The organism is Olivibacter sp. SA151 (assembly GCF_054130995.1).
The window spans coordinates 5,144,195-5,169,939 of sequence record NZ_CP096391.1; the positions used below are offsets into that span (position 1 = coordinate 5,144,195).

The 25,745-nt window shown below is 39.8% G+C and carries 19 protein-coding genes; 11 read left to right on the plus strand and 8 right to left on the minus strand.

The window, feature by feature from the left end; translation table 11 throughout:
* Positions 1–150 precede the first annotated feature (150 nt).
* From M1D52_RS21020 to glmS, 10 genes are all read left to right on the plus strand, one after another.
* Positions 151–1,092, plus strand: a complete 942-nt coding sequence (locus tag M1D52_RS21020) for a glycosyltransferase family 2 protein (RefSeq protein ID WP_130856234.1) — start codon at positions 151–153, stop codon at positions 1,090–1,092.
* Entirely contained in the window at positions 1,092–2,168 is a 1,077-nt protein-coding gene (locus tag M1D52_RS21025) for a glycosyltransferase (protein ID WP_437393457.1), read from the plus strand. The genes M1D52_RS21020 and M1D52_RS21025 overlap by 1 nt, the downstream gene beginning before the upstream one ends.
* A 70-nt stretch (positions 2,169–2,238) precedes the next feature.
* Positions 2,239–3,438, plus strand: a complete 1,200-nt coding sequence (locus M1D52_RS21030) for a glycosyltransferase family 4 protein (RefSeq protein WP_437393458.1) — start codon at positions 2,239–2,241, stop codon at positions 3,436–3,438.
* The gene (locus tag M1D52_RS21035; protein ID WP_013665350.1) at positions 3,410–4,618 is read left to right on the plus strand and encodes an O-antigen ligase family protein; all 1,209 of its coding nucleotides are present in this window, start codon (positions 3,410–3,412) and stop codon (positions 4,616–4,618) included. The genes M1D52_RS21030 and M1D52_RS21035 overlap by 29 nt, the downstream gene beginning before the upstream one ends.
* Entirely contained in the window at positions 4,619–5,605 is a 987-nt protein-coding gene (locus M1D52_RS21040) for a glycosyltransferase family 4 protein (protein WP_437393459.1), read from the plus strand.
* Between the two features lie 57 nt (positions 5,606–5,662).
* Positions 5,663–7,372, plus strand: coding sequence for a right-handed parallel beta-helix repeat-containing protein (locus M1D52_RS21045; RefSeq protein ID WP_013665348.1), 1,710 nt, complete (start codon positions 5,663–5,665; stop codon positions 7,370–7,372).
* 6 nt (positions 7,373–7,378) lie between these two features.
* A complete protein-coding gene (locus tag M1D52_RS21050; RefSeq protein ID WP_130856230.1) occupies positions 7,379–8,290 on the plus strand; it encodes a glycosyltransferase family 2 protein in 912 nt (303 codons plus the stop codon).
* Positions 8,291–8,465: 175 nt separating this feature from the next.
* The gene (locus M1D52_RS21055) at positions 8,466–9,221 is read left to right on the plus strand and encodes a sugar transferase (RefSeq protein WP_013665346.1); all 756 of its coding nucleotides are present in this window, start codon (positions 8,466–8,468) and stop codon (positions 9,219–9,221) included.
* Positions 9,222–9,271: 50 nt separating this feature from the next.
* Positions 9,272–9,814: a DUF6934 family protein gene (locus tag M1D52_RS21060; RefSeq protein ID WP_437393460.1), complete on the plus strand. Its 543-nt coding sequence runs from the start codon at positions 9,272–9,274 to the stop codon at positions 9,812–9,814.
* A gap of 174 nt (positions 9,815–9,988) precedes the next feature.
* The gene (glmS, locus tag M1D52_RS21065; RefSeq protein WP_437393462.1) at positions 9,989–11,824 is read left to right on the plus strand and encodes a glutamine--fructose-6-phosphate transaminase (isomerizing); all 1,836 of its coding nucleotides are present in this window, start codon (positions 9,989–9,991) and stop codon (positions 11,822–11,824) included.
* A 245-nt stretch (positions 11,825–12,069) separates the two neighbouring features.
* Here the strand turns inward: glmS and M1D52_RS21070 are convergent, their stop codons facing one another.
* Both M1D52_RS21070 and M1D52_RS21075 read right to left on the minus strand, forming a co-directional pair.
* The gene (locus M1D52_RS21070; protein WP_289553930.1) at positions 12,070–12,459 is read right to left on the minus strand and encodes a response regulator; all 390 of its coding nucleotides are present in this window, start codon (positions 12,457–12,459) and stop codon (positions 12,070–12,072) included.
* Between the two features lie 7 nt (positions 12,460–12,466).
* Positions 12,467–13,231 carry a sensor histidine kinase gene (locus tag M1D52_RS21075; protein ID WP_130856227.1) on the minus strand — a complete coding sequence of 255 codons (765 nt, stop codon included), beginning with the start codon at positions 13,229–13,231 and terminating at the stop codon, positions 12,467–12,469.
* A 159-nt stretch (positions 13,232–13,390) separates the two neighbouring features.
* Here M1D52_RS21075 and M1D52_RS21080 point away from each other — a divergent pair, with 159 nt between their 5' ends.
* On the plus strand, positions 13,391–13,645 hold the full coding sequence (locus tag M1D52_RS21080; RefSeq protein ID WP_130856226.1) for a hypothetical protein: 255 nt from the start codon (positions 13,391–13,393) through the stop codon (positions 13,643–13,645).
* Between the two features lie 72 nt (positions 13,646–13,717).
* Here the strand turns inward: M1D52_RS21080 and M1D52_RS21085 are convergent, their stop codons facing one another.
* The 6 genes from M1D52_RS21085 to M1D52_RS21110 all read right to left on the minus strand — a co-directional run bounded on the left by M1D52_RS21085 (position 13,718) and on the right by M1D52_RS21110 (position 25,441).
* Positions 13,718–16,003: a GH92 family glycosyl hydrolase gene (locus M1D52_RS21085; RefSeq protein WP_437393463.1), complete on the minus strand. Its 2,286-nt coding sequence runs from the start codon at positions 16,001–16,003 to the stop codon at positions 13,718–13,720.
* Between the two features lie 217 nt (positions 16,004–16,220).
* Positions 16,221–16,946 (minus strand): basic secretory protein-like protein, encoded by a 726-nt coding sequence (locus M1D52_RS21090; protein WP_013665339.1) that lies wholly within the window; start codon positions 16,944–16,946, stop codon positions 16,221–16,223.
* Between the two features lie 71 nt (positions 16,947–17,017).
* A complete protein-coding gene (locus M1D52_RS21095; protein ID WP_437393464.1) occupies positions 17,018–19,330 on the minus strand; it encodes a GH92 family glycosyl hydrolase in 2,313 nt (770 codons plus the stop codon).
* A 3-nt stretch (positions 19,331–19,333) separates the two neighbouring features.
* Positions 19,334–20,743, minus strand: a complete 1,410-nt coding sequence (locus M1D52_RS21100; RefSeq protein ID WP_437393465.1) for an alpha-L-fucosidase — start codon at positions 20,741–20,743, stop codon at positions 19,334–19,336.
* A 75-nt stretch (positions 20,744–20,818) separates the two neighbouring features.
* Positions 20,819–22,465, minus strand: coding sequence for a RagB/SusD family nutrient uptake outer membrane protein (locus tag M1D52_RS21105; RefSeq protein ID WP_437393466.1), 1,647 nt, complete (start codon positions 22,463–22,465; stop codon positions 20,819–20,821).
* A gap of 30 nt (positions 22,466–22,495) precedes the next feature.
* Positions 22,496–25,441, minus strand: a complete 2,946-nt coding sequence (locus M1D52_RS21110; protein WP_437365202.1) for a SusC/RagA family TonB-linked outer membrane protein — start codon at positions 25,439–25,441, stop codon at positions 22,496–22,498.
* Between the last annotated feature and the right edge of the window lie 304 nt (positions 25,442–25,745).

The following is a 25,745-nucleotide window of genomic DNA, read 5'->3' on the forward strand; positions in this document are numbered from 1 at the left end:
CTTAGAAGATATATAGTCAAACCCTTCGTCTCCTTTTCAAGCTACGAAATTAATAACACGGCCATACCTATATAAAAATCGTGCCGTTCCTCTTTAAAAATTGAACTATTGGACTGAAAATTGTTAGTTAAGGGAAAACGTTATACATCCATGGTTGAATTTTCCATTTGCATACCTGCTTATAAAAGCCGATACCTACAATCGTGTATAGAAAGTATTTTGCAACAAACCATCGATAACTTTGAGTTGATTATATTGAACGACTGTTCCCCCGAACCTGTAGATCTTATCGTGCAACAATTTGAGGACAATCGGATACATTATTACCGCAATGACAAAAATGTCGGAGCCATTAATCTCGTTGACAATTGGAATAAGTGTTTATCGCTAGCCAAGGGAAAGTATCTGATGATTATGGGCGATGATGATGAATTAGAGCCGGATTATTTGCAGGAGTTCTCGAAACTTATTCAACAATATCCAACATTAAATGTATATCATTGTCGAAGCAAAATAATCAACGACGAAGGTGAAACCATGATGCTAACACCGGCACATCCGTCGTTTGAAAACGTATATGATAGCATTTGGCACCGCTTGGCTCAGTATCGTTCAAACTACATTTCTGACTTTGTATATCGCGTTGAACCACTTAGAAAGCAAGATGGATTTTATAAGCTCCCCCTTGCCTGGGGTTCGGACGATATAACAGCTTTTATGGCTACGGGACAACTCGGTATTGCACATACTAATAAGGCTGTTTTCCGATACAGAAGTAACGCTTTGTCCATCACCTCAACGGGAAATAACTTACATAAAATGGAGGCAAACATCGGCTATGCGAACTGGTTAAGAGCATTTCTTAGTGAAAAACCAGCTAATGAAGAGGCTCTTGTTATTCACAGGTATCTTGTGAAGAAGCAAGATTATCTCATGAGCAAAAGAAAAATTTTCACGATGGCGCTATCCATGCGCTATTCCCTATTTGGCAATTTTTGGCTGTGGCTCAAACACCGTCGCGTGTTTGACATACAAATAAAGGATATTTTTATTGCCGCAGTAAAGAGTATAAATTTAAGAGAAACGAAATAGTGAAGATTGTATTCAACCCGCCGGATAATAAAGAAAATCAATATATCAGCTTAATGGTCGCCCCATTACGTGAATCGGGTTTTGAGATCTACCCGTTGGACAGTTTCTTTTCGTCATATAAGCATTTCAAATCAATTGATCTAGTGCATCTTAACTGGTTCGAAAATGTTGATGACAGCAGTTTTTTTGTCGCTTTTCGGAGTTTTTTCCGAAAAATGATTGTACTTCTAGCGATTAAATTATTTAGAAAGCCGCTCATATGGACCATGCATAATCGAAGTTCGCATGAAAAAGGCCTTCGTTTCTTTAGTCGCACCCTTACTGCCCTGCTTGTCAAATGGGCCGACCGCATCATTATTCATAGCCATGCCTCAGCCAGTATATTAGCACAACGCGATAGACAAACCACTGCCAAAATCATATACATACCCCATCCAAACTTTATTAACGTATATGGACCTATTCAACCGGGCCCGGAAGATTCCAACTTATTAAAGTTGCTTTTTATGGGAGTCGTTAAGCCTTATAAAAACATTGAATTGTTGATTAAATTAGCATGGGAATTTAACAAGGAATTACAATTGACCATAGCCGGAAAGCCTTCGACAGATAAATACAGGCGAGAGCTGGAAAAGATGGCTACAGGTGCGGATAACTTAAATCTTCAGTTACGTTTTATTGACGACGCTGAAATACCCTACTTCTTTCGCGAAGCCGATTTATTAATATTACCTTATGATTTAGAAAGCAGTTTAAATTCGGGCACTGCTATTCTAGCATTTTCTTACGGAAAAACTGTGATTTGCCCCCTTATTGGTACAATAGCGGATATGAATGAAATGCATGCTGATATGCTTACCTATAACTATGACGACAAGCATCAGCACGAATCTATATTGAGGAAAACTATCGCCAAGGCCGTTGCGTTAAAGAAGCATAGCAATCATATTTTTAAGGAAAAAGGGGATCGATTACTTAGGTACGTGCAATATCGAAATAATAACCATCAAATCGGAGTGGATTTAATCCGTACGTATAGGGAACTTTTAACGGATAAATTCAATAAGAATACCTAATTTGATGAAAGAAAACATAAACTGTACCTCTGATAGATGAAGTATCATCGCGCTAAGATAATTTATTATCATGAAAATACTCTATATAAATGCCTTATATAGCCCCCTTATACAGGGGGGAGCAGAAATCTCCCTAAAAGCTATTGCGGAGGGGATGCAAGCCGCCGGGCATGAAGTTGCTGTACTGAGTTTAAAGCCCACAGGTGATTTGAGCACAGAAGAGATTGACCATATAAAGGTTTATAGAACGGCATTAAAAAATTTATACTGGCCTTTTGAAAAAATACGAACAGGAAAACTAGATCGAATGTTTTGGCATGCACGGGATCGATACAATGCAGCCATGAGGCAAGTCGTTAAAAAGGTTATCGAGAAAGAAAAGCCTGATATTGTTTCATGTCATAATTTAGTTGGCTGGAGTGTTGCGGTTTGGGATGAAATAAAAGCTGCGAATATCCCAATTGTTCAGGTACTCCACGATCTGTATTTGCTATGTCCAAACAGTGATATGTTTAAAGATGATGCTTCGTGCGACACGCAGTGTTTTAGTTGTGCTTTATTAAGGCAAAAGCATAAAAAATTGTCGGGTAAAGTAGACGCGGTGATTGGTATTAGTAAGTTTATTCTGAGACGCTTTGAACAGTATCAATACTTTGATAAAGCCAAAAAATACGTCATATACAATACCAGGGAAATACCTGAAACGCCATTACCACAGCCAAGAGCGCATGATACTAATTTCACCATTGGCTATATAGGCACCTTAGCAGAAAAGAAGGGGATTGAATGGTTATTAGACCAATTTAAACGCCTTTCGATCAATGCTCAACTACAAATTGCCGGTGGTGGAAAAGAGGACTATGAGCGCTTCTTAAAAGCCAAAGCCGAGGGTGCGAATATTTCGTTTATCGGCTATACAGATCCGGCGGCATTTTATAAAACTATTGATGTGTTAGTGGTTCCATCACTTTGGCAGGAACCCTTAGGCATGGTGGCAATAGAAGCGCTTGCTTACCATCTGCCGGTTATTGCGAATGCCGTGGGAGGTTTACAAGAGACCGTTATAGAGGGCTTTAATGGGTTATTGTGTACATCAGAAGAGATGAACTCGTTGGGCGATGCGATACAGCGTTTGTATGACGAGCCCTTATTGTACGATACCTTGGTAAAAAATGCGCGCAAATCGGTAGAAGCTATTCTCAGCAAACAAAGGATGATAAATGAGTATTCAACTGTATTAAATGAAACGATCCGTGGAAGCAGGGCATAAACGTTATTTTTTAACAGAGCTATTATTCTGTTTAGCCATACTGAGTGTGTTTCTACCGTGGAAAGTATACCCCATTGTGTTTCTTCTTGCATCGGTTATATTTTTTATCAGCGCATATCAATTGGATCCAAAAAGCCTGAAAAAGTTCCTGCGGCAACCCTGGTTTTTAGCTATCAGTGCGTTCGTTCTCTACGCCTGCGGAAGCTTCTTCCTTACAACAAATGGACAACCGCAAATACGGGACAGCCTGATAAAAATGCTTATCAATATCTGTTTTTTTATAACCGGCATTTACCGGTTAAATCAGCTTGACAAAGCAAGTCTTGTCCGTATAATCGACTGGACGATGCATATTATCTTTTTACTGTGTTTTATACAATTACTTGTATACCATCAAGCGTTCCATTTTCATTTGTTAACAGGTGCCTCTTCTTCCGCTAAGGGCAGCGCTCTATATAATAAAGAATTATTTTTTTGGGGATTAAGTGATAAAAATATGTTTGGAGCCAGACTGGCCTTATTAGGCTTCATCTACCTCTTAATTCCGCTGGTAAGGGATTCCCGTATAAGTTGTCTGCGGATCTTACTTGTTTTTTTGCTCGCCTTTCTTTCACTATCGAGAACGCCTATCGTAGCATTACTCATTGGCGTGTTTCTTGTTTTTTGGTTTTTTGCAAAAAAGCCAATCAGAGCTGCTTTGCTTGTTGGTCTATGCGCATTGACGCCTTACCTATTTGTAAAAGTTTTACGTGTAGACACACTCACGGCTTCCAATGATGGTATGGGGGTACGAATAACTTATTGGAAGGCCTTTTTTCAACATTTTGATGAAATCCGTCCGTGGGGCAATGGTTTCTTGAAGGGAGGGGATTTTTTACGGCGACACGCAGCTTACTACCATGGTGAGCCTCATATTCACAACACTTTTTTGTCCAATTACCTGGAACTTGGTATCGTAGGATTCATCTCTTATTGCCTCTTCCTTTGGTTTTTTTATCGCTACTGTATACATATGAATAATCTCCGTAGTTTCTGGCTGGCAGTATTTTTGCCTCTACTAGCCATTATGATGATTCTCTATTCAGGATATGATAACGACATCATACTTTATTTACAGTTGGCATTTGTATTGGGAAGTTTTCAAACAATAGTTAAGGAAAAAATAAAAATCGGATTTTAAATGAACACAAAGGTGCTTATTGACAGCAGGTGGGCAGGAAATACAGGAATTGGCAGGCTGTACCGAGAGGTAATGGACAGAAAACCACCACATGTAGTGGGTGAGCATGTTAAAAGCAATATGCGATTGGGGAGCCTTTATTCCCCCTTCATGTTGGGAAAAGCAATCCGTTCTTCTACTGCAGACATTTTCTACAGTCCATCCTTTATGCCACCCGCTTTCTCCAGCATACCTTTTGTCATTACGATACACGACTTGATGCACTTATTTTATTACTCTCCTCTACATAAAATATACTATCAACAAGTCATTGCGCGATTAGCAAAGAAAGCAAAAAAAATAATCACCGTTTCACACCACAGCAAACAGCAACTGGTCCAACTTCTTGGTATTGATGAACACCTCATTACAGTCATTTACAACGGTGTAGACGAACGGTTTATTCAGAATGAGGAGCGTATAAAGCTTGACCGTCCTTACCTATTGTATATTGGTAACCGGCGCAAGAATAAAAACATTCCTGCAATGATTCGCGCTTTTGCGCGTGCTGCAATAGATAAAGAGATAATTTTCGCGCTTTCGGGTGAGCCTGATACTTTCTTGCTTCAAGAGGCAGAACGTTCGGGCGTCCGCGAAAGAATAAAATTTTTAGGTTTCATACAAGAAGAGACTTTGCCACAACTTTATAAGGGTGCTTTGGTCACTCTTTACGCATCCTTAATGGAAGGATTTGGATTACCTATATTGGAAGCGATGGCATCCGGCACGCCTGTTTTGACGTCAAACGTCAGCTCACTTCCGGAAATAGCCGGCCCCGGTGCTTTATGCGTTGACCCTTTAAATATTAACGAAATGGCAAATGGAATCGAGCAATTGGTTAACAATAACGAACTTAGGAATTATTATATCGAAGAAGGAAGGAAACGAATAAACGCTTTTCAGTGGGAACATACCGCAATTCAGACCTGGAAAGCAATACTTTCATAACTCGTAGAGCATGTCAAGATGAAAAAAGTGCTACTTACAAAATTCTGGTTTATTTCTATGAGCCTCATTCTTTGGTGCTGTTCATGCTGCCAAACAAAGCCGAAATCCAACAAGGGCGCCGATACCAAGAAAACCGAAAACACACAAGTTTATCAGGTGTTGAATGTACAAGCCTTTCAAGCGAAAGGAGACGGTAAGGCAGATGATACGGAAAATATACAACGAACCATCAAGGCGGCACAAAGAGGAGATACTATTTTGATCCCGGAAGGGACCTACTTAGTAAAAACACTGGTTTTGAAGTCGGATATTAATATAAAATGTTTAGGGTTATTAAAACAAGTTCTTCCGAGCGACACACAGAACTTCACCCGTGTTGTCCAAAATTCCTCCGCTCCTCTATTCTTTGGAAGAAATTTAAGGAACGTAAACCTGCGTTTTCGCGCATTTACCGTAAACGAAGCATTGTATGTCTCAAAAAGCACCAATATTCGCATTACAGATACCCACATCAAAGGAAATGACAAAAAAATATATGCCTTTCCCGGCATGCTGTTTTATGAGTGTGATACCATCGCTATTAGGAACAGCAACATCACCTCCTACGGTTCCGCGCGCCAGTCAGCCTCGACCTATCAAGCAGGAACCGGGATTCGATTACTATCTTGCAGTAACATTAAGATCGAAAACAATCAGATAATAAAAAATGGCGAGAATGGTATTTTTATGCACGGAAGCGGCAGAGCAACTATAAAAAATAACCACATCGCGTACAATGGAATGAGTGCTATTCAGATTGGCTTCGGGAAAGCAAAAAAAGAGCAGTACTTTGACATTTCCAACAATACATTGAATCATAACGCGGCTGATGCTATTGATATCAACAATAAAATAACTTCCGACCCTTTTCCCATTCACTGTATTATAAAAAGCAACAGGAGCTTGAATAACGGATTTGTTGCAGGCAAATCAACAGTGGACGGATCGGGATTGGCTACTTTAGTTAATGTAAGCGAAGTTCAACTCTTCAATAATAGATCGCAGCGATCGAATCGCCCGGCACTTTACTTAGAACGCTGCGGTATTATCCAGGCCGAAAACAATATCACTGATAATAAAGTAGAAATTGTAAAGTCGTTTAATACGATTTTTTTAAAGAATAACACGTTCGATGCCTTAACTGCACTTGCAAACACGAAAGGTACTACTTTACAATTAGCAGGGAATAAGCTCCGAACTTTATTGCTACCAAATGGTATTACGATAGATTCGCTCATTTTAACCCGTAACTTGCTTACCAATGCGAGCTTGAATATTAACCTGCAAGGTCGTGTAATACTGAACGAAAATAAGATTTTCAGCAACCAACCAACCGGCGCCGTCCTACTTGTCAAATCAAAGAGTGCTTCACTTGCAAATAATAGTATAAAGAGTACTTCCGGTTATGCTATTACTGTTAGAAAGACAGCCGATGCAGTTCGTCTGGAACACAATATTATCGAATCGGTTAACGCTTGTATTATAGATGAAGGCTCCAAGAACTTAGTAGTAGAGTTTAACGAACTTATTTCTCTTCAGGGTGGAAAATTAAATAGAACATTAATAAGCCAAAACCCTAACAACCTTATACTGAGAGGCAATACGCATAAAGGTGGCAAAACGGACAACTCAATCCGTTTAGAAGGTACCGGACACGCCTATATTGCCGACGAGGAAATTGTTAGCGGATATCCTGATTATGGTAGGGTTGTTGTTAAGAAGTTGTAGTTAGAAATGAAAACGATATTATATATTCCCACCCTAAATGCCGGAAAGTTATGGGCAGACGTAATTCAAAGCATTAAGACACAGCTTGTTCAACCCGATAAGGTTGTAATTATTGACTCCGGCTCAACCGATGGTACACTGTCGCACCCTTCCATGAAAGATTTCGAGATTATCCACATTGATAAAAAAGATTTTGACCATGGAGGGACGAGGCAGATGGCGGTTAATCGCTTCCCCGATGCTGACATATACGTTTTTCTGACACAAGATGCAGTCCTTGCCAATGCGCATTCCCTAGGCAATCTAATAAAGGTATTTGACAAAAATCCTCAAATTGGAGTAGCTTACGGACGCCAACTTCCACATATTGGAGCGAAAGGATTAGAAGCTCATGCCCGGCTATTTAACTACCCCGCACACTCGCAATTGCGCGGGCTGGATAATAGAAGTAAGTATGGTATTAAAACGGCCTCCTGCTCAAACTCTTTTGCTGCCTATCGGAGAACAGCATTTGAAGAAGCCGGTGGCTTTCCGAGCGGCACTATTTTGGGAGAAGATGTTATAGCAGCCGGGCGTATTATCTTAAATGGTTGGCAACTTGCCTACCTCGCAGATGCGCAAGCCCATCATTCCCATAGTTATTCGGTAAAAGAAGAGTTCAAACGATATTTCGATATCGGCGTTTTCCACGCCACCAATGCGTGGATATTTCAAAACTTTGGACATGCAGAATCGGAAGGTTTTAAATATGTAAAGTCTGAATTTTCTTATATCGTTAAACATCATGTTACTGAACTTCCAAAAGCTTTTTTCTCTACCGCCGCCAAATGGTTCGGTTACAAGCTTGGACTGGCCCATAGATATTTACCCACCCTTTGGAATAAATGCTTTTCCATGCATAAAGCGTATTGGAAATGATCTCAAAGCAATATAGATCGCTAATCGAACCCTCCATTTTGTGGAAAAAAATCCCCACTTATTATCGCTAACAAATTGAAATTGAATCTAAAAAGTGGGTTTAAATACCTATAAACAGGCATTCGGGGATTTGGCATATTTCTTGGCTTTTGCTTAACATATAATTAGAAGAGACATGTTAAGAGATTCGCAAATACAAGAAATGAAGCAGGCTACCAGTGTAGATCAAAGCATTGTTGTGCCTAATGTGATGCTAAGAACATCGTTTACCAGTTTAATTGAAAACAATTTTTTGCACTATGCAGACTTCCCTATCATTCTTATTAATAAAGGTGAAGCGCTCGATATAACGTCTAAATTTTTCAAAAGAAGCTTTGATATCGTATTTTCTCTAGTGGCTTTGATTCTTGGCTTTCCCCTATTTTTATTAGTTGCCATTATTACCAAGCTAAGCTCAAAAGGGCCCGTTTTTTACAAACAAGAACGTATCGGCTTACATGAGAAACCATTTTTCATCTATAAGTTTAGAAGCATGTATATTGATGCGGAGAAGTTTGGTCCGCAGTTAGCTCAGGATGTAGATCCACGTATCACACCATGGGGAAGGCTGATGCGTAAAACGCGCCTTGACGAAATTCCGCAATTTTGGAATGTGTTAAAAGGTGATATGTCAATTGTTGGTCCTCGTCCGGAAAGAGCACATTTTATTAAGCAAATTGTAGATAAAGCCCCGAGCTATAAAAAATTATTGACTATCAAACCAGGTATTACTTCTATTGGACAGGTTAATTTTGGATATGCGCAAACGGTTGATGAAATGTGTGAGCGGATGTTATTAGACTTGCAATATTTACAAGGAATTAACTTCTTTGCCGACCTCCAAATAATTTTTAAGACGGTAAAGGTCATGTTTCAAGGAAAAGGTAAATAGATATTAGGCATCATTTTTGTAAAAATGTTATAGCATCTATCTATTTATATATGAAAAAACAAACTATTGGAGACAGCAATTCCAAACCACCTTACATAAACCACACCATACTAGATAAGAAGAGAAGCTTAAGGCCTTTCTCTTCTTTTTTGCATACACAAAGCGGCAAGCCAACCTCTCCAAAAGAGGGTATATTGAATTATGTATTTTATTGTGACCAACCGTCGCAACAAAACTATGCAGTCATTCAATTTCGGAAATTAGTCATTGAGAACAGCTATTACCTTAACATCAAACAACAAAGCAATCTGAACGATGACGAGATCAACAACTTTATTAATTACACTTACATTCCTTCAGATAATCTCCATGATACGCTTGCACAAATTTTAGTAGATTTTATGATCAGCCAACCCGATGCGTTATTGATTATTGAGAAAGATACGGGGCTTTTTCAAGTCCTTTTAAAAAGTTTGTGGAAGGAATTTACAGCACTTTTTGACGTTCAGGGGCTTTATGATGGCTCTTGGGTTTCAGTTAAGCCTGATTTGGATTACAAAGCCTATTCTTTGCGGCGAAAATTCAAACTATAGGCCAGGTATATTTTAGCTGAATATACTTCACATGTAATATAAAGTTTGTGCACTGACCTTTCTCTATTGCCTCCATAAAATAGTTACGCAATCGGTTGCGTTGATTATCTTTTTGTTCTATTTTAGCTCCTTACAAATATTATAAACAATCACGTTCAAAAAAACGCTTTATTTATGTGTGGAATTGTAGGCTATATTGGGCATAGGGATGCCTGGGAAATAATAATCAAAGGGTTAAAAAGATTAGAATACAGAGGATACGACAGTGCGGGTGTCGCACTTGTAAATGGAGAAATGAACATTTACAAAAAAGCCGGTAAAGTGAATGACCTCGAGCGCTTTGCAGAAAATGAAGAACTGTCCGGTAGTTTAGGAATGGGGCATACACGATGGGCTACTCATGGAGCACCGAGTGACAGAAATGCACACCCCCATCTTTCCGGGAGCCAAAAATTAGCTATCGTTCACAACGGAATTATAGAAAATTACGCTGCAATCAAGGAAATGCTTGTTCAAAAAGGACATACATTTTTAAGCGACACCGACACGGAAGTTCTTATTAAATTAATAGAACAGATTCAAATGGAGGGTGAATCTGATTTGCGAGAAGCCGTTCGAGTTGCATTGACACATGTTACAGGTGCTTTCGCCATCGTAATCTTAAGTAAAGAAGAACCGGATTTATTAATTGCTGCCAGGAAAGGGAGCCCTATGGTAATTGGAATAGGAGAACATGAATACTTTGTTGCCTCTGATGCATCGCCGATTGTTGAGTATACGAAGCAGGTATATTATCCTGATGATAATGTGCTTGTATTTCTTAACAGAGAAAATATGGAGATAAGAGACCTCGCAAATCTGAAAATTACTCCATATATTCAAGAGCTTGAATTAGAACTGGAAGCGTTAGAGAAAGGTGGATACGAACATTTTATGCTTAAAGAAATTCATGAGCAGCCGCGTTCCATTGCCAACTGTATGCGCGGACGAATCCATGCAGAGGAAGCACGAATCAACCTTGGAGGAATAAGCGAATACGCCAATAAATTTTTGCAGGCACAACGGATTATTATTGTGTCTTGCGGAACTTCATGGCACGCTGGATTGGTAGGTGAGTACCTAATTGAGGAATATGCACGGATACCCGTAGAGGTAGAATATGCTTCCGAATTTAGGTATAGGAATCCTATTATCGGTAAAGACGATATAGTCATTGCCATTTCGCAGTCAGGCGAAACAGCAGATACGATGGCAGCGGTAGAGTTAGCAAAAAAAGCCGGAGCAACGATCTTTGGAATATGCAATGTTGTCGGATCTTCTATTCCACGACTATCGCATGCCGGGATGTATACCCATGCAGGCCCGGAAATCGGCGTCGCTTCTACCAAGGCCTTTACGGCGCAGGTGACCGCGCTTTCACTTTTAGCCCTTTATATAGCAAATCATAAAGGCAGTTTGCCTTCCTCCAGAATTGCGACCTTACTAGCCGAATTGCAAAAAACACCGGATCTCATCACAAGCTGCTTAAAAAGCGAGCCACTTGTACAATTAATTGCAAGCGAAATTAAGGACAGTACGAATTGCTTATTCCTTGGCCGCGGTATCAACTTTCCTGTAGCACTTGAAGGGGCACTTAAACTAAAAGAAATTTCTTACATTCATGCCGAAGGCTATCCGGCCGCAGAAATGAAGCATGGTCCGATTGCTTTAATAGATGAGCAAATGCCTGTTGTAGTTATTGCTACTAAAGATTCTTCGTACGAAAAAATTATCAGTAATATACAGGAAGTGAAAGCACGTAAAGGTAAGATCATCGCTATTGTAACCGAGGGAGATACGGTCATCCGAGACATAGCAGATTATATCATCGAAATTCCGTTTTGTGAAGAAGCATTAACACCTATTTTAGCCACAATCCCGCTGCAACTGCTATCCTATCACATTGCCGTTATGAGGGGTTGCAATGTCGACCAGCCTAGAAACTTGGCAAAATCAGTAACGGTAGAATAATGGTTAAGATTTTAAAGCGTCCAGCACAAGTACCCGTAGAACCACCAACGGGTACTTATTGTGCTTAGACTATTCACACATGAAAAACGTCGATATGATATAAGTTTATATTCTTTGATAAAAATACAATTTATTTTTTATTTTAATAAAAAAAATTCAAATATTTTTTCAAAGTGTTACTTATTTACAAAAAGGAACAGTTGGTACACAAACAATTTTGGTTTTACAAGCTGCTATCCTAGCTATCAGCTGTTGGTGTACCCTGTTTTCCGTATCATTTTCTCCAATTCAGTCCTCACACTTTCTTCACTTACTTGTTTTTGAAGAAAGCCGTCAGCTCCTGCCTTCAAATATTTAGCGGCGTAAAGTTCTTCCTCAAGTGTAGAAAAAACCAATACCTTTGTTTCGCATCGTTTCTTTTTGATAAAATTCAAGGTCTTTTGGAAACTTCCATTTGGCATTTTGATATCTAATACGATTAAATGAAAGTCTTCTTTTGCTACCATGTCCAATACCCCCTGGTAGTTATCCGTTTGTCTAATAATGGCTTTGGGATATTGCTTTTGAATAATAAGGGAAATACCCAACCTAACAATAGAATGATCGTCGGCTATTAATATGTGGGGCGTGGCCATAAATTCATCAATTAGTAGCTTTTATAAATTCAAGTCTTACTGTTGTTCCGCTTCCAAGGGACGACTGTACAGAAAGTCTTCCCTTTTGCATATCCATAAAATCTCGGCAAATCATTAACGTAATCCCAATTCCTGTTTCCCCTGCGGTCCCAAGGTACTTGATCTTACCTGGATTATAAATATTTTTGAGTGTTTCTTCATTCATTCCTATTCCGGCATCTACAATGTCAACATATATTCTGCTATTATCCACTTGTTCCAATCTAATAGAGATACTTCCTCCCTTATCAGTAAATTTAATAGCATTATCCAGCACATGCTTAATAACAAACTGAGTCAGCATTGGATAGCCACTAGCGCGCATTACTTCTTCATAATAAGAGACGGAGACTGTTATTTGCTTTGCTTGGATAGCAGCATTATGCTGTTCCAATACGGAAGCTATAATGGCTTTCAAATTAAGTGCTACGGGGTCCTCATCTAACACCACCGATTGCTCTCTTGCCCAAACAACGGTTTTGTTAAACCCCTCCAACTGCAGCTCGGCTGTTTTTTTTAATTCCGGTAATAGCTCCAAAAACACCTCGTCGCCAATTCCGCGCTTTAAATAGTTATCTACAAACCAAATTGTATTTCCCAGAAAACCTCTCAGGTCATGCACAAGCAAACTAATCCACTTTATTTTCAATTGATTACTCTCCTCCAACTTCAAGATAGTTCTCTCTTGCTCTGCGATGACTGCTAATAGTTCCTCTTTACTTTTTGATAGCATTTATAACAAATCGATTAGAAAACACCAAACCCATTGTTCAAAAATATTGTCTTTTTGATGTTTATCGTTAAAGCTAATATTTTTTCTGCGCATATTTATATAAAATAATAAAACACCCAAATGCCTCTATTTGTTAAGTATTTATCAACACAAATTTTTATGAACGAGCCAATAACTGTTCCTTTATTAAAAAAATTGAAGGAAAACGGATTTACTACATTAATAGCAAGTGCCCGGGACGGCGACGACTTAGTATACATTCCGAGCAAAGAGCCTGAAAGAGGGGAACTTATGGACGATGCGTCCGTTACAGCGTTAAGTGAAAAGGAGTTATTGGGTATAGACGAAGTACTTAATAACTTTTCTTATTATCAAGAGAAAGGTATCGAAATCGAAATTGATGCTGGAGAATAGAGAAATCAGTTATGCGTTTAAGGCATTATAAAAGCCGATGATTGCCGTGTAACGGCAATCATCGGCTTTTATTTACTTTTTTGCACTCATATAAAAGATGAGCTCTCCTCCGTTCATTAAATCAGCGTGTTTTAGCTTATAGCTCTTAACTTCTTCACCGTTTAGCGTTACTTTCTTAACAAAAACATTTTTATCTGACTGATTAATCGCTTTTACTATGAGGGTGTTCCCATTGTCGAACTGTAATTTTGCATTTCGAACGGCGGGGCTTCCCAACCAATATTCATCAGATGCCGGAGCCACCGGATAAAAGCCTAGCGAACTAAAGATGAACCAAGCACTCATTTGGCCGCAGTCATCATTTCCACCTAAACCGTCTGCCCCATTGTGATATTGATGCTTAAGAATCATTCGGATCTTTTGCTGAGCCTTCCAAGGCTCACCTGTTATATTATACAAGTAAGCTACGTGGTGCGAAGGCTCATTTCCATGCACATAATTCCCGATAATGCCATCTCTTGTAATATCTTCCGTATGTGCGAAGAACTCATCTGGCAAATGCATACTAAATAGCGAGTCTAAATAGCGGGACAAACGCTTCTTACCGCCCATATTGACCATCATTCCTTCAGGGTCGTGAGGCACATACAAACTAAAGTTCCATGCATTCCCTTCAATAAATCCTTGTCCATCGGTCTTAAGTACATCAAAATCTCTTTTAAAGGTGCCATCAGTCATCCGCGGACGCATAAATCCAACGGAAGGATCATATACGTTTTTCCAATTGGATGACCGTTTAATAAAATCCTGATACACATCCATTCTTCCCAATTTTTTAGCTAACTGAGCGATACACCAATCGTCATAGGCATATTCGAGTGTATTGGATACAGCGGTTCCGGAAATATCGGCAGGAACATATCCTTTGTCGATATAGGCACCGATACCTTCATAGTTTCTGGCATTTGCAGTTTGGATGCAAGCCTCTAATGCAGCCAATGCATCCCCTTTATAAACACCCTTTATGATAGCATCTGCAATAACCGATACGCTGTGATAGCCGCTCATGCACCAGTTATCATTCGCATAATGCGACCAAATAGGAAGCATATGCAAAACACTTTGTTGGTAATGTGCCATCATAGAAGCTACCATATCGGCGTTTCGTTTCGGATTGACGAGATTAAGATAGGGATGAAAAGCCCTAAACGTGTCCCACAACGAAAAAGATGTATAATTCGTGAATCCATCCGCCTGATGCACTTCTTGATCCAAGCCTTTATACTGACCGTTGTTATCCATGTACATTGTCGGCATAAGGGCCGCATGATACATTGCCGTATAGAAGTTAATACGATCCTCATTAGTTGGAACATCAACAACGATCTTTTGCAACTCCTTTTCCCATAATTGCTGTCCATGGTGTTTAACTCGGTCAAAGTCCCAATGTGGAATTTCAGCTTGCATATTAGCCAGCGCATTTTGCATACTTACAGGACTTATGGCAAATTTTATTTTGACCTTTTCTCCCTCTTCAGTACTAAAATCGAAGTGCATTCTGAGTTTTTTTCCAGCAAGATCCGGAAAATTTTTCTCTTGATTGAATTTTCGCCAAAAGCCTTTGTATACCTGTACAGGGTCATTATTTTGGGTACCATATTCTTTAAAAGGCTTCGAAAAACTCATCGCAAAGTAAACCGTTCGCGTTCGCCCCCAACCATTAGTTTGTCTATAACCGGTCACTAAACTATCATTGACTACCCGTACAACAGTCCATACGTTCTTATCATCATAGTTGTAAATTCCAGCCATCAAATCGAGAATAATATGACCATTACTTGATTTTGGAAACGTATATTGGTGAAATCCAACCCGAGCAGAGGTGGTCAATTCTGCCAAAATCTGATGATCATCTAGTTTTACCCGATAGTAATTAGGCTCTGCAACCTCATTATCATGGCTGTAGGCTGAACGATAACCATTTTCAGGTTGATCACTCGTTCCCGGATTCATCTGCACGTCTCCTGTGGTAGGCATAATTAAAAAATCGCCTAAATCGGAGTGGCCTGTTCCACTAAAATGCGTATGACTGAAACCTACGATTGTAGGATCCGCATACTGGTAACCCGCACAATATTTGTATACTTCCCCATTATATTTCCCATCCACGGCATACGGAATGGTATCGGTATCCGGACTAAGCTGTACCGAACCGAACGGTACCGTCGCTCCGGGAAAGGTATGTCCCATTTTTGCTGTTCCGATAATTGGTTTAACATACTGCACCAACGATAAATCTTGCGCATATGCCCCTATCGGGAGCATAAGAAAAATCAAGATTTTCTTCCATTTATTCATATATAGTTACTTATTTATTATCCACTGCTATCTTAAAGAGTACTCAAGGGTTCGCTTCACTACACCTACTTCTTAAAATAAGCCATTTTAGTGTTAAAAGCGAAATATTTTTATAAAACGTTAAGAGGAATACGTTATTGCTCTTATAATAAAGACAGCCGCAATCCTTATCAACAAACCAAAATGAGGATTGAACGGCCGTCTACGTGTAAATATATTAGCTAATTGTTGGTTTTTTTGCATACTCAGCCCATAGTTCGTCTACGGTTTTACCGGTATTCTTTTCCCAAAAAATATCCGAATACGTTTTAGTGCGCATTGCTGCATCTAGTTTTTTAATCGTGCCCCTTTTTATGTTTTTTTCAATCCAGTAGAAGAAGCGGGCAGTTATCCGATATGCGTTTTCATAAGATTGTTTTTCGTCAAATTCCGGTAGTTTCCAGTTTGCCCCTTCGTTGTCGACACCCAAAGTAAACCTCACGTAATCCGCAATCCCCTCTGTTATCCAGCCTGGCCCCGCACCGTCCGGATAAGATTGGACAAGGTGCATCACTTCATGCGTAACGACATCTACATCACCTGGATTCTTCTTAAACCATAGGGGATTAAAACGTACGACACCTCCAGCCGCAGCAGCAACACCTTTATAATCGGGATCAATTACAAAAACAACCTTCCTTGTCGTTTTCTTATTATATATTTTAGCCTCTTTGGGATAATTTATAAAAAAGACTTCAACAAGCCTCTTTTTAACCACCGTATCGAAGTCCACCGATTTGTTAATAAATATCAAACTATATTTTCCTTGCTTCATTGTATCGACAGACGTAGCTATTTTTATATCTTCATCTACTGCATCCCAGCGATTTTGAGCATGAGCGACCTGACACTGTATATAAATGAACCCGATTAGTGAAAGTACTTTGAATTTTGAAATAAACATTGTTGAAAATTTTAATGCATGACCAGAAGCCTTTTAAGCAACGTGTCTTGCTGTGTTTTTTGGTTTCGTTACTAATTGCTTGATGAAAACGAAAAAGGATATGCTTTTGCGTTGGTTCCCCTCGTTTTATTGGGTGTTTTATCCATTTGAAATAACAACTGACCACCATCTAAAATACGTTGGTGGCTTATCCAATTTTGATCAAGAGCCTTACCGTCTAACAAGGCGTCTTTGATGTAACGATTTTCATTATTATTTTGCGGCGCCGCAATTTCGAATCTTTTACCGTTCTCGAGGCGTAATATTACTTTTTTGAACAAAGGGGCACCCAAAACATATTGATCAGTGGCAGGACATACCGGATAGAAGCCTAACGCGGAAAATACATACCATGCCGATGTTTGGCCGTTATCTTCATCTCCACAGTAGCCGTCAGGAGTAGCTAAGTATAACCGGTTCATAACCTCTCGTACCCAATATTGGGTTTTCCAGGGTTGCCCCGCATAGTTATAAAGATAGATCATATGTTGAATAGGCTGGTTTCCATGAGCATATTGCCCCATATTAGCGATCTGCATTTCCCTAATCTCATGAATAACACCTCCGTAATAGCTATCGTCAAAGGTGGGCGACTGGTTAAATACAGAATCGAGCATGGTTACAAAAATCTTTTCACCACCCATTAAGTCGATAAGTCCCTGCACATCATGAAAAACACTCCAGGAATAATGCCAGCTGTTACCTTCGGTAAACGCATCTCCCCACTTAAGCGGATTAAAAGGCGACTGAAAAGAGCCGTCTTTATTTTTTCCCCGCATTAAATTCGATTCTTTATCGAACAGATTACGATAATTTTGACTGCGTTTTGCATACAATTCGATTTCCTTCTTTGGCTTTTTAAGTGCTTTTGCCAGTTGATAAATGGCAAAATCATCATAGGCATATTCCAATGTTCTCGCCGCATTCTCATTAATCTTTACATCGTAGGGAACATAGCCTAAACTGTTGTAGTATTCAACGCCCTTTCTTCCAACGGCAGACATCGGCCCCTCATTATTGGCGCCATGAATCAAGGCTTCATATAATTTCTCAATGTCATATCCCCTTAGGCCTTTTATATACGCATCAGCTACAACTGAAGCTGAGTTATTACCGACCATAATATCAGCAAAACCAGGACTACTCCATTCAGGTAAAAATCCCCCTTCTTTGTAATCATTAATAAGCCCTTCTTGCATTTCCTTATTGATGGAAGGGTACATCAGGTTTAAAAATGGATAAAGAGCTCTAAATGTATCCCAAAAACCTGTCCCGGCAAACATGTATCCTGGAAGAACTTCACCATTATAAGGACTATAATGGACAATTTTGCCCTTTGCATCTACTTCATAAAGCTTATTGGGGAAAAATAGCGTACGGTATAAGCAGGAATAAAAAGTTTGCAACTGATCAACACTGGCACCCTCTACCTGCAGTCTGCCCAGCTTCTCATTCCATACGGCGCGCCCCTTATCAGCGATTTGATCAAACGAATCATTGGCGAGTTCTTTCAAATTAAGCAATGCTTGTTCTTCGCTAATGAAAGAAGAGGCCACTTTTGCATGTACCTGATCTGTCTTTCCACGCACTGAAAACCCTACAATGGCACCTACATGATCAGCTGCTAATTCCGTTCGATTGGGATATTTCGTTGAATCGGCCCAGGTTGCGAAATTGCTGAACGGTTTATCAAAGACGATTACAAAGTAGTTTTTAAAATTTTTCAGCTTTCCTCTACTATAGCGCGAAGAATATCCAACAATCATATTCTTTTCCGGGATGATTTTCACCTCCGAGCCACGGTCAAAAGCGTCCAATACTACAAACGCACTATCAGTTTTAGAAAAAGAGAAACGAAACATGGCAGCCCTTTCAGTAGGCGTTACCTCGGCGGTTACATCATGGTCTGCCAAATACACGCTGTAGTAATAAGGTTTAGATACTTCCGCTTTATGCGAAAACCAGCTGGCTCGGTCCTCTTCATCAAATACCGCTTTACCACTTACCGGCATAAGAGAGAATTGTCCGTAGTCGTTCATCCAAGGGGATGGTTGATGCGTTTGCTTCAAACCTCGAATTTTATCAGCCGCATATGTATACTGCCAGCCATTGCCATTTTTGCCCGTTTGCGGTGTCCAAAAGTTCATTCCCCAAGGCAATCCAATTGCAGGATATGTATTTCCGTTAGACAAGGAAACTTTTGAGTCGGTGCCCATTAAGGGGTTTACGTAGTCGACCGGGTCAACCATTACTTCATTACTTTGCGCGCATGCAGGCTGCAGGGCCTCTAAGCCGCTGATCATGAAGACAGCAAAAGCATACGCCTTTATTTTATTTATCATCATATCTTATCGTCTTTCATTATAAATGCCAAATTCCGCTATGGCAGGTGCTTCTTTGAAACTACCAAAGCGGGCTCTTAATTTTTGTGCCCAAACAGTATCAAAACGAATAATCTTCACGCGTTTTTCATCGCGTCCATTTGCTAAGGGTGTCCATTTTCCTTCTGCATAATACTCTAACGTATAAGCCGACACATTGGATTTCTCTTCTGTTATTACCACGCTATTGAACGGCTGTTCTCTTCCCAAATCGATCTCTAGCCAAGGTTCTTTTACACTTGGATGAGCGCGCCAGAAGGTGCTAAATTTATCGTCGTTGGCAAAGTCCATAATATTCATGTCATAGCTCCAACTACTATTAGCTGACTTCATTTTAGCCAAATTGGATGAAATAATTGGCCCATCGTTGGGTGGTAATGTTGGTAGATTCTTTGGTCTTTGGTAAAGCTGCCCTATTTTCTTTAATGATTCGAGAGCATTGTCATCGATTATACCATCACGATTTGGAGCTACATTCAGAATAAAATTACAATAAACCTGATTAAAAGGTATAAGGTTGTCGTTCACTAAACTTTCTACATCTTTTAAGGAAGAAGTTGGAAAAGACGACTTCCAAAACCAATTCGCCTGTAAAGGCAAACAAGAAAGTGCCGGCAATTTATTTTGATCTTTCGATATATGCTGCCCTGCTCCTTGTTCGTAAGATTTTATATCTGTATAGAAAAGTGCTTCTGTGGGATATTTCGCAGCGTTTAAATCCATTACCAGACAATTTGGTTGTAGGGTCTTTATAAGTCTATATATCTCCTCAAAGGGTACATCGTCGTAAGAAATACGTGACCAAGGTGCGTCCCATCCATCGATAATTAGTGCCTCAATTTCTCCGTAATTAGTAAGTAGTTCAGTTAATTGGTCTTTTACCATCTTAATATGCTCGGTTGTTATATGGCCCGGTCTAAGCTGGTGATGGATATCCAAAATGGAATAATACAACATGACCTTCAGTCCTGCTTTACGAAAGGAGGTGACGTAAGCTTTTACAACATCTTGTTTCAAGGGACTATTCATTACGTTATAATCGGTTGTCTTCGTATCCCAAATAGCAAAACCGCTATGGTGCTTGGTTGTAAGGCATCCGTAACTCATGTGCGCGCTTTTCGCAGCCTCTGCCCATTGATCGGTATTTAGCCGCTTGGGGTTAAAAATGGCCGGTGATGCATCAGGATCAGCCCAGTCATCTTCCATATACGTAGGTATATTATAATGGATGAACATACCGAATGCCAAATCAATAAAGGCTTGTTGCCTATCCTTGAGTACGGAAGAATTCTGCTGTCCATAGGCAACAGACCAGCTTAAACTAATGGCAATGACTACAGCTAGAATAGATTTTGTTTGCTTTAGGTATCGTATCATATGCTTTTCATAATGGCTTGTATTGGTATCCATGGATGCAAATGAGGTTTCTTTGCATCCATGGATCAAATGTACTTAATTGTAACCTGGATTTTGTTGAAGGTTAGGGTTTAATATACGCTGTTGATTGGGAATTGGAAACAAAGCCTTTGTGGCATCGGTTGGTTGATGATCCCACCAAGTTTCCGTATGAAATTTACCAAAGCGGATTAAGTCCGTTCTTCTAAAACCTTCAAAAATAAATTCACGTCCTCTTTCAGCGAGTAATTCATCCAGAGTTAATGATCCGGTAGTATAAGCATTCGCATCCCAATCTTCGGCTTCGAAAGCGCGTCTTTTACTTGCATTTATGAGATCTACAGCTTCTTGTGTCGCTACACCGCCATTCTTTCGCATCAGTGCTTCCGCCTTGGCAAAGTAAATCCAAGTTAAACGATACACGTTCCAATCTGTGCTATTATAATATGGATGAGCTAAATCGCCTAATTGGTACTTATTGAAACGTACTCCACTATTGCCTTCCCCTGTATTCATATTGGAAGGTAATTTTTCCGGATCCGTCCCGTTGTTGATTGCTTCGAGATTTTTACGGATATTATCTACGAACACTAGAGGCTGATCTTGATATTCATCATTGGCTCCTAAAACAGGCTTTGTTGGATCATCAAAACGATATTGCGGGCCAATTAGCAGCCATTCATTTCTCCTTTTATCTTTTTCATTAAATGTACTATATACACCGGGAATCACGACACAACCATCGTTGCCATTTCTTCCGCCTCCCGTGATACCACGTTGATTAAAATAAAACATATCACCTGTCCACTGTGGCTGGGTGTTAGCTCGTTGAAAATCATACGCAATGGAAAACACCACCTCTTTTGAAATATCATTTTGGGGCTTAAATGCGTCAAAAATATTGGGCTCCAATACCAAAGCGCCGTTTTGTCCGCCAGCCTCCCCATTGATTAAGGCGTCCGCAGCCTTTATGCAATCGTCCCATCTAGGTGTGCCAGTCCATGTTTCTGCGTTTAAGTATAATTCTACCAACATCGCGTAAGCTCCCGCACGCGACATTCTTCCCAACATTTGCCTAGAAAGAACAGGCACGTTATTCATATTCTCCAGAATCTCTTTTTCAATAAAATTAAATACGTCCTGTCTCGAAGCAGTTTCCGGGCTTAGGGGTTCACCAACCTTGGTCACAATTGGAACATTGCCCCAAAGATCCATAATTTTTAGATAGTGGAAGGCTCTAAATAATTTTAGCTCTCCAATAAATGCCGACTTTTCTTCCTCTGTTATTCCCATTGCAGCAATATCACGTTTCTCTAAGTTTTCGATAGGATCAGTACATAAACCCATACCCCACCACATTAAATTCCAGGCACCTGAAATAAAGGTATCGTCGGGAATCCAAGTATGATAGTGCAAGCGTATCCACTTTCCTCCATCCTGTCCATGACGTCCTTTAACTGGCCACGCCAACTGGTCAGCTGCATACTCACTGAGTCTCCACCAACCATCCTGTCCAGGCGTAGCCCAAGCATTTGCATGGGTATACGGTCGTAAAACAGCTGATAAAACCTGCTCTCTATTATTATAATAATTATCTGTTACCAATTCATCATAAACTTTCTCATCCAAATTAGTACATGCGTTTATATGTAACGACAGTGCCAAGAAACATACAGCACGACCGATATTTTTTAAGTATTTCATTTCAAAAATATTTTCAGTGAATCAACTAAACTAGAATCCGATATTCAGCCCAACTAAAAAGGAGCGCGTACTTGGGTAAGGGTCTCTTGGATCCAAACCTAGCCTTCTACCATTAATTTCATTTCCGAAGCCATTATCTAGGATAAAATCCGGGTCGGCACCCGAGTAACTTGTAAAGGTTGCTAAATTTTGTCCGGTTACGTATATTCTAAAATTACGCAACTTCGCTGTGTTAAGCTTAAATGTATAGCCCAAAGTCACTTCGTCAAGCTTCACAAAAGAACCACTCTCTATATAGTAGTCGGAATACATATAAGTGTCACTCAAGGCTTCATGTTTAGTAAAGGCTGATTCCAACACATTATTAGGTAACGCCACGCGATTGCCGTAGGAAAGCTCTGTTGTGTTTAAAACATCATATCCAAAACGTCCCCTAAAAAACACTCTTAGGTCAAAATTCTTATAGGTTACGGTATTATTCCAGCTGGCATAAAATTTGGGAATGGCATTGCCAATAACCGCCAAATCGGTATTTTCTAAATCCGTTCTAGAGTCGTTTATTTGATCAAACGGCACCGCTGAACCATCCTTTTTATAAAAAAGCCATTTGCCATCCTCAGAAAATCCAGCAAAACGTTTTCCATAGAAATTTCCGAGCTTTCCACCCTCCATTACTCTGAAAGCGTCACCAAGTGCGCCAGCACCTCCAATTGAGCCGAAGTCACGATAGCTAACCTTATAAACATCATTTGAAAAGCTATCCATTCGGGCACTATTGCTGCTAGCTGTAAAATCTGTTCGCCATGTAACTTTATCCGTCTGAATTACCGATGCCGTTAAAGTCAATTCGATACCCTTCGAGGATAATTGGCCTACATTTGTAACTAAAAAATCCCTTATAAAAGGAGGTTGCTGCGATTTATATTCGCCCAATAAATCGTCCGTAACTCGTTTATATGCGTCAATTGACCCACCTAATTTCCCATTAAACAGAGAGAAATCTAAACCTATATTGAATTCCTTTTTCGTTTCCCATTTTAAATTTGGATTAGGATTTCTGTTAGGACCGTAGGTCTGTCTCCAAATTCCATTCTCTCCTTCCGGAAAAATATAAAAATTCCCTGTGCCCAACGTTACAAGAGAGTTGTAGTTTCCGATATCCTGATTTCCTGTAACTCCGTAGCCTGCCCTTAGTTTCAAGTCATCCACAAAAGAGACCTCTTTCATAAACTCTTCTGCAGAAATATTCCAACCAGCAGACACTGATCCAAAATTTCCCCATTTGTTATTCGCCCCAAAACGGGAAGATCCCTCTCTTCTATAAATTCCTTGGAACATATACTTCCCCTTATAAGAATAATTTGCTCGACCGAAGAAGGCAATCAATTTGCTATCCCATTTATTGCTGTTCATCTCGGCTTTCCCGTCAATTAAGGCGTTTCCTGTTTGCAACTTATTGTCTTCAAGTACATCACTTGAAAAACCGAAATTTTTAGCATCAAATCCTTGTTCTACCGAACGGCGATAACTGTAACCCGCTACTGCTGTAATTGAGTGATCCTCGTTAACAATCGTTTTATAATCGATTGTAGGCTCAAACGCATAATCCGTACGCAAAAAAGAAGTTTGTTCCGCTTCACCCTTATAACCGTTACCATTCTTAAATGACGGTTCTGAATTCAAGCTTGCGTAATAACTATCTGTATAGGAATTTCGCTGTACAGATCCAAAAACAGATCCGTTTAATCCATCTAAGAACATATAGCTCACTTTTCCGTCGAGCGAAGATGTCTGTTGCTGTCGCCTATATTTTTCTTCATACAAACGAGCTACTTCGTTCGTCGTTGTTTGCTCGTAATACCAAGAACCATCAGCATTTTTTAATGGTTGTGTTGGATTTCTGGTATAAGCCCATTCCCATCCGCCACCACCTAATAAATTTGCATTGTTGTAATTGGTAACTAAATTAACGGAGGTATTTAAGCGATCATTGAGCCCTTTCCCATTGAAATTGGCTCTAATGCCATACTCTTGTCGCCCGTTTTCTTTGGCAATCCCCTCTAAATTCCGATAGTAAGTGCTCGCACGAAAGCTGTTATTCTCTCCGCCACCAGAGATAGCCAAGGTATGATATTGACTGATATTGTCTTTATTGATTAATTCGTCGAAAGCGTTTACATTAGCTCCGCCATCTGTACCCGTAAAAACTCCATCCTCCATTTTTTTTCGATATTCGTCAGCTGAAAGAAACTTCGGTTGACGTTGAACAAATTCTTTTCGGAAATAATTCGCATAATCAAAACGCGTTTGCCCTGGCTTCCCTTTTTTTGTCGTTATCAAGATAACTCCGCCATTTGCCTGCGTACCATAAATTGCAGCAGCGGAGCCGTCTTTAAGCACATCGATTGACTCGATATCTTCTTGTTGAAGTAAGTCCATGTTACCACCAGGTATCCCATCGACAACAATCAGTGGCGAGTTTCCTCCCATGATCGAAGTAGCTCCTCTCAATTGGATTGAAACACCGCTGTTCGGATTACTGCCAGATCTAGTGACCTGCAAACCAGCAACCTTCCCTTGTAATAAATCCATCGCATTTCTGGCGCCACTTTGTCTAAAATCTTTTGGGCCTACATGCGCTGTTGCAGATGTCAAATCTCCTCGCTTGATGCTGCCATATCCTACTACGACTACTTCGTCCATACTTTTAGTATCTGATTGAAGTATGATTGACAAGTTTGTTTGCTTACCGACATCCACGTTCTCTGACAAAAACCCAATATACGAAACCGATAGAACAGCCTTTTCCGGTACAGACAAAGTGAATCTTCCTTTTTCATCCGTGGTAGTACCGGTACTAGTACCTTTTACTAAAACAGAAACCCCAGGTAAAGGTGCTTGATCCACCCCACTTGTAACAATACCCGTAATTGTTCGATTTTGCGCCCAAAGCGTAGTATTGAATAAAATAAACATCGTAAAAAGAAACTGCCATTTCGGAAATATTGTCCTTTTACTTTTTTTGATTGGTAAAAAATGATACATATTGTTAAATGATTGGTTGGTATTTGTTTAATTGTAAGCTAGTCAAGCGACTGTTGACCTGTCATAATTAGAAAGTAATTCGTAAACTATCTTATCATTGTATCTTGTTTTGTTAATAAAAACGTTTTAGCTTTGCCTAAACACTAGCTATAGCAAAGAGATCATTATTTCTATCCCGAAAGTTTAACAGGCTTAAAGTATTAGTCTGATTACTCGCGTAAAGGTAAGTCTAGAC